Genomic DNA, 4,462 nt, shown 5'->3' with positions numbered 1-4,462 from the left:
AAATACATTTAAATCAGCCTTTAAAGTCACATTCATTTCTGTTTTCTTTGACTTTGTTTGTCAGCTTATGAATGAGCTCATATTATGTAACTGCTAGCCTATTACTTGTGGGATAAATTGATAATTATCAATCTTTGTTTGTGTGTCAGCGCCGATGATGAGGTCAATGTTCATTGATCATGAGGGCTGTTTATGACACATCCAACCGATACAGATCGGCAAGTGACATGGGGATGTTACTTGGCACTGGTATTCGCTGTGGTGTTTTTCTCGGGATTGTTACAATCCAATCAATGGTACGGCGTGTTCGACTTTACCACCTTGAATGGTTCGTTCGGACAAGTTGCGTATCAGGCCACGACTGCGACAGACGGCACGGTAGAGGTGGCAACAACATCACTTCGCGGTAAGGGCGGGAGCGGTGCGCGTGATGGTTTCATTTTTGCGTTGACCTTAATTCCTACCGTGATGTTTGCGCTGGGTATGATTGGTGTACTTGAGCACTATGGAGCGCTTGATGCCGCGCGCAAACTCTTAACGCCTCTTCTTAAACCTGTATTAGGCATTCCTGGAAATTCAGGACTAGCACTGATTGCCTCCATGCAAAGCACAGATGCTGGCGCAGCGATGACTCGTCAATTGAAAGATGAGGGTTACCTGACCAAGCGTGAAACCGATGTATTCACCATGTTTCAGTTCACGGCAGGCGCAACCATCGTCAACTTTTTTTCCTCGGGTGCGGTACTTTTTACTTTAACCATGTCAGACGGTTCGTTAGCGGTGACATCGTCAATTGGTCTTGCTATTGGCGTGATCTTCTTATTTAAGTTCATTGGTGCCAATGTCTTTCGTTTGTACCTCAATATAACTGAGGGCAAAGGACCGCAGCGAGAAAAGACACAATCCTATCAAGAGGAGCACGCATCATGACCCAGTCTTCTACCAGTAAACCGATGATCACTGACATCTTTGTCGAAGGCGCTAAGAAAGGTTGGCATATTGCAACAACATCAACCGTGCCTAATGTTGTCATGGCGTTTGTGATTATCAAAGCACTTCAAATTACCGGCCTACTGGCCTTGATGGGCGATGTGTTTGCACCTGTGATGGCTGTATTCGGATTACCCGGTGAAGCCGCCGCAGTGCTAATGGGGGCATGGATGTCGATGGGAGGCGCTGTTGGTGTCGTGATCACTTTGTTTGACCAAGGCATTCTCACCGGTACCCATATCGCTATCTTGGTTCCTGCTATTTATTTAATGGGTTCGCAAGTGCAATACATTGGCCGAGTAATGGGCCCGATTGGCACTGAAGGCCGCTACATCCCTATTATGGTCGGCATTTCTATTCTGAATGCTTTTGGCGCCATGTGGGTGATGAATCTTTTACTTTAGGAGGCATGATGACGTTTTCTTTGCAACGCTACCTAGATGAGTTGGCGCCTCTAGTCAATATCGACTGTGGCACCTTTCAACGAGAAGGTATTGAGGTGATTGCGGCCCTAATGGCCGATAAATATGAGCAAATGGCAGGATGGCATATTAAGCGAGTGGAATGTGGAGAGGCAGGGATTGGATTGGAAATTCGCAACCAGCCAACCCATCCACATATCGATGTGATGCTGATTGGTCACATGGATACGGTCTTTCCTCAGGGGACGGCGGCAGAGCGTCCCATGCATGTGGAGGACGGCTTCGCATACGGTCCCGGTGTATCAGACATGAAATCAGGCTTGCTTAATATCGTGTATGCACTGCGCGCATTGCCGCAAGCAGAACGTGATGCATTGAGCATTTGTGTCTGCATGAACCCGGATGAAGAGGTGGGTTCGATACATTCCAGTACCTGGCTTGAGTCCGTYGCTCGTGATGCACGCTATGTGCTGGTGGCAGAGGCGGCCCGCGCAGATGGTGGCTTAGTAAAAGCGCGTAAAGGCATGGCGAGTTATAAAATTGCCGTTTCAGGTCGTGCCGCTCATGCTGGTAACGAGCCAGAAAAAGGACGTAGCGCGATTACAGAGTTAGCTCATTGGCTGGTGACCCTCGATAGTATGAAAGATCTAGAGGCCGGTACCAGTATTAATGCTGGTTTGATTGAAGGTGGAGCGGGGGCGAATATTGTCGCTGCTTATGCATCGGCACTGGTTGACGTCAGGTTCTGGGACAACAATGCTTATTGCGCGCTTGATCAAGCCATTCAAGCGCGCGCCTCTCACCCTTACACCCCCGATGTCACCATTGAATTGGTTCGCGAAGCCTATAAACCAGCGATGGTGCCGACCCCTGAAACGGAACACTTGATGGGTCTTGTTGAAGCGGCAGCCTTTGAGGAAACCGTGCCTATCCATTGGAAAGCGGTGGGCGGCGGCTCCGATGCCAATAATACCGCAGCATTGGGGATCCCTAGTTTAGATGGATTTGGCCCAGTAGGAGCCAACTTCCATAGTGATGGTGAGTATTTGCAACTCGACTCCATTGAACCAAGGATCCGCTTGCTCACTCGAGTGTTATCACGTTTAGCAGAGCAAAAAACAGTCTAAACATTGCGCGGCTACAATAAGCGGTAGCCGCGATGGCGTTTCCCATCAAGTGACCATGTCATATTACAAATTAGGGGGGAAGTTGATCTGCTATAGTTGATCGACGCAGTAACACCACTTGTTATTTCTGCTTGCTCATTTACTATAAGCATTAGTACTTGCTAAATTATTGGGTGTGTATGTTACCAAAACGATTTTTCCCTATTGTTGCGCCGTTTCTGATGTCAGTGTTAATGGTGACGTTGATGACAGCGGTAATCACCGCTGTGAATACCGGGCTGAGCAGTGGGTTTGTTTGGCGTTGGTTAGAGGCCTTTATCGTTGCTTGGCCCATTGCGTTTACTATTATTTTTGTTTCGTCAAGACATGTTCAACGATTAGCTCAGTGGTTGTGTAGCCGCGAGTAAAGGGTTACAGCACGTGTAGAACCGCGCAGTTTTTACCCTGTTTTTTGGCTTGGTACATGGCTTTGTCAGCATCGATAATTTCACTGTGAGGCATGCCGCTAGGATAATAAGCAACGCCTAAACTGATCGTGACAGGCTTAGACGCGTGATTAAATAACGCTAAACTCTGTCGCGCAATCTCTTCACATAAAACCCTTGCTTGTGCCAAGGCGCCCTCTGCACTTGAGAAGTATTGGAGTATTGCAAATTCCTCGCCGCCAATACGGGCGATAATGGCATCTTTCGGCAATAGAGTTGTCGCCGTTTTAGCCACAAAACAGAGCACTTCATCCCCATGAGCATGACCAAAACCATCGTTAAATGCTTTAAAGTCATCAATATCAAAAACCATTAGTGCGATGTCGCCTCTCGTTTTATCCAAGTCATAGAGGTATTGATAAAAATACCGGCGATTGCGCAACAGCGTTAATGAGTCGGTAATGGCTTGATCTTGAAGCATATCGTTGGCTGTTTGTAGCGCGCGCGTTTTTTGTTTGACCGTTCGCTTAAGTAAGACAATGTAACTGGTAACGATAAAAATACTGATAGCGACTAAAGCAGGAAATAAATGTGTAGGGTAAACCGTTTCAACGTCATAATAGACCCAGCGATTGAGTAGCTGGCGTTTAGTATCGTCATCTAACCAAGCAAATTTATTGTCTATGCGATTAAGTAATGCCGCGTTGCCTTTCGCAAATCCAGCGTGCAGCATCTCTGTATAAAGGTGCCTGACAGGGATAAAAAGGTTGTGGTTCGTGGTGGTATAAAGGTGATAATTTGCCACTTGCAGGTCGGCCACAAATGCTTGAATTTTTTCAGATAATGCCGCATCAAGCATGGCTTGGTTATTCGGGAAAAGCTGCAATGCTACGTCTGGAAAGTTAGCGCTCATAAACTCTTCTTCGTACCCGCCTTGTACCACGCCAATCTTATGTTCGGTCTCACCAGAAAGGACAAAGTCAGCAGACGTGCCCATCATGGATTGACTGAAAAATACTTGCGTATCAATGGCAAATAGAGGCGTGCCAAAATCCATGAATTGCAACCGCTCCGGTGACTGAAGGAGCCCAGCGTGCACATCAGCTTGACCGGTACGCACTAAATCGATTGACGTTTGCCAATCGGTCAATAGAAACTCGATATCATAGCCATTGCGGTCGCCAAATTCTTTCCAAAAGTCAATCAAGATCCCTCTGGGTTCTTGGTTGCTATTGAGATAAGAAAATGGACGCCATGCATGCSAATTAGCCACCTTTAAAACAGGTTTTTGTGACTCAGGTTGTTCGCTGTTATCAGAGTGAGCGCTGGGGCTTATCGATAACAACACGCCAACGCACAGTGTAAAAACAATTTGGCGGGCCAAAACATACAACGCCCCAGAATGCAGCATAAATAAACCCTGAATATGGCAATACATTAAGTGTGCGGTGGTCACCGCATCACGTCTTTATCATCAGTATATGAATAAATTCTTAAC

General features: G+C 46.8%; 5 protein-coding genes. 4 read left to right on the top strand and 1 reads right to left on the bottom strand.

Annotation, left to right across the window (positions count from 1 at the left end; translation table 11 throughout):
* Positions 1–192: 192 nt before the first annotated feature.
* The 4 genes from BZG79_RS12210 (at position 193) to BZG79_RS12195 (ending at position 2,946) form a co-directional block, all read left to right on the top strand.
* Positions 193–930 carry a nucleoside recognition domain-containing protein gene (locus BZG79_RS12210; RefSeq protein WP_021022977.1) on the top strand — a complete coding sequence of 246 codons (738 nt, stop codon included), beginning with the start codon at positions 193–195 and terminating at the stop codon, positions 928–930.
* On the top strand, positions 927–1,394 hold the full coding sequence (locus BZG79_RS12205; RefSeq protein WP_021022978.1) for a YjiG family protein: 468 nt from the start codon (positions 927–929) through the stop codon (positions 1,392–1,394). Before BZG79_RS12210 ends, BZG79_RS12205 begins: the two co-directional genes overlap by 4 nt.
* Positions 1,395–1,402: 8 nt before the next feature.
* Positions 1,403–2,539: a M20 family metallopeptidase gene (locus BZG79_RS12200; protein WP_077774504.1), complete on the top strand. Its 1,137-nt coding sequence runs from the start codon at positions 1,403–1,405 to the stop codon at positions 2,537–2,539.
* Positions 2,540–2,718: 179 nt separating this feature from the next.
* Positions 2,719–2,946, top strand: a complete 228-nt coding sequence (locus BZG79_RS12195; protein WP_021022980.1) for a DUF2798 domain-containing protein — start codon at positions 2,719–2,721, stop codon at positions 2,944–2,946.
* Between the two features lie 4 nt (positions 2,947–2,950).
* Here the strand turns inward: BZG79_RS12195 and BZG79_RS12190 are convergent, their stop codons facing one another.
* Positions 2,951–4,375, bottom strand: a complete 1,425-nt coding sequence (locus BZG79_RS12190; protein WP_242414179.1) for a sensor domain-containing diguanylate cyclase — start codon at positions 4,373–4,375, stop codon at positions 2,951–2,953.
* Positions 4,376–4,462 lie beyond the last annotated feature (87 nt).

The organism is Salinivibrio sp. MA427, from assembly GCF_001996115.1.
Classification (GTDB): Bacteria; Pseudomonadota; Gammaproteobacteria; order Enterobacterales; family Vibrionaceae; genus Salinivibrio; species Salinivibrio costicola.
Note: the sequence above shows the minus strand (reverse complement) of the source record. Positions and strands in the feature narration are given on the sequence as shown.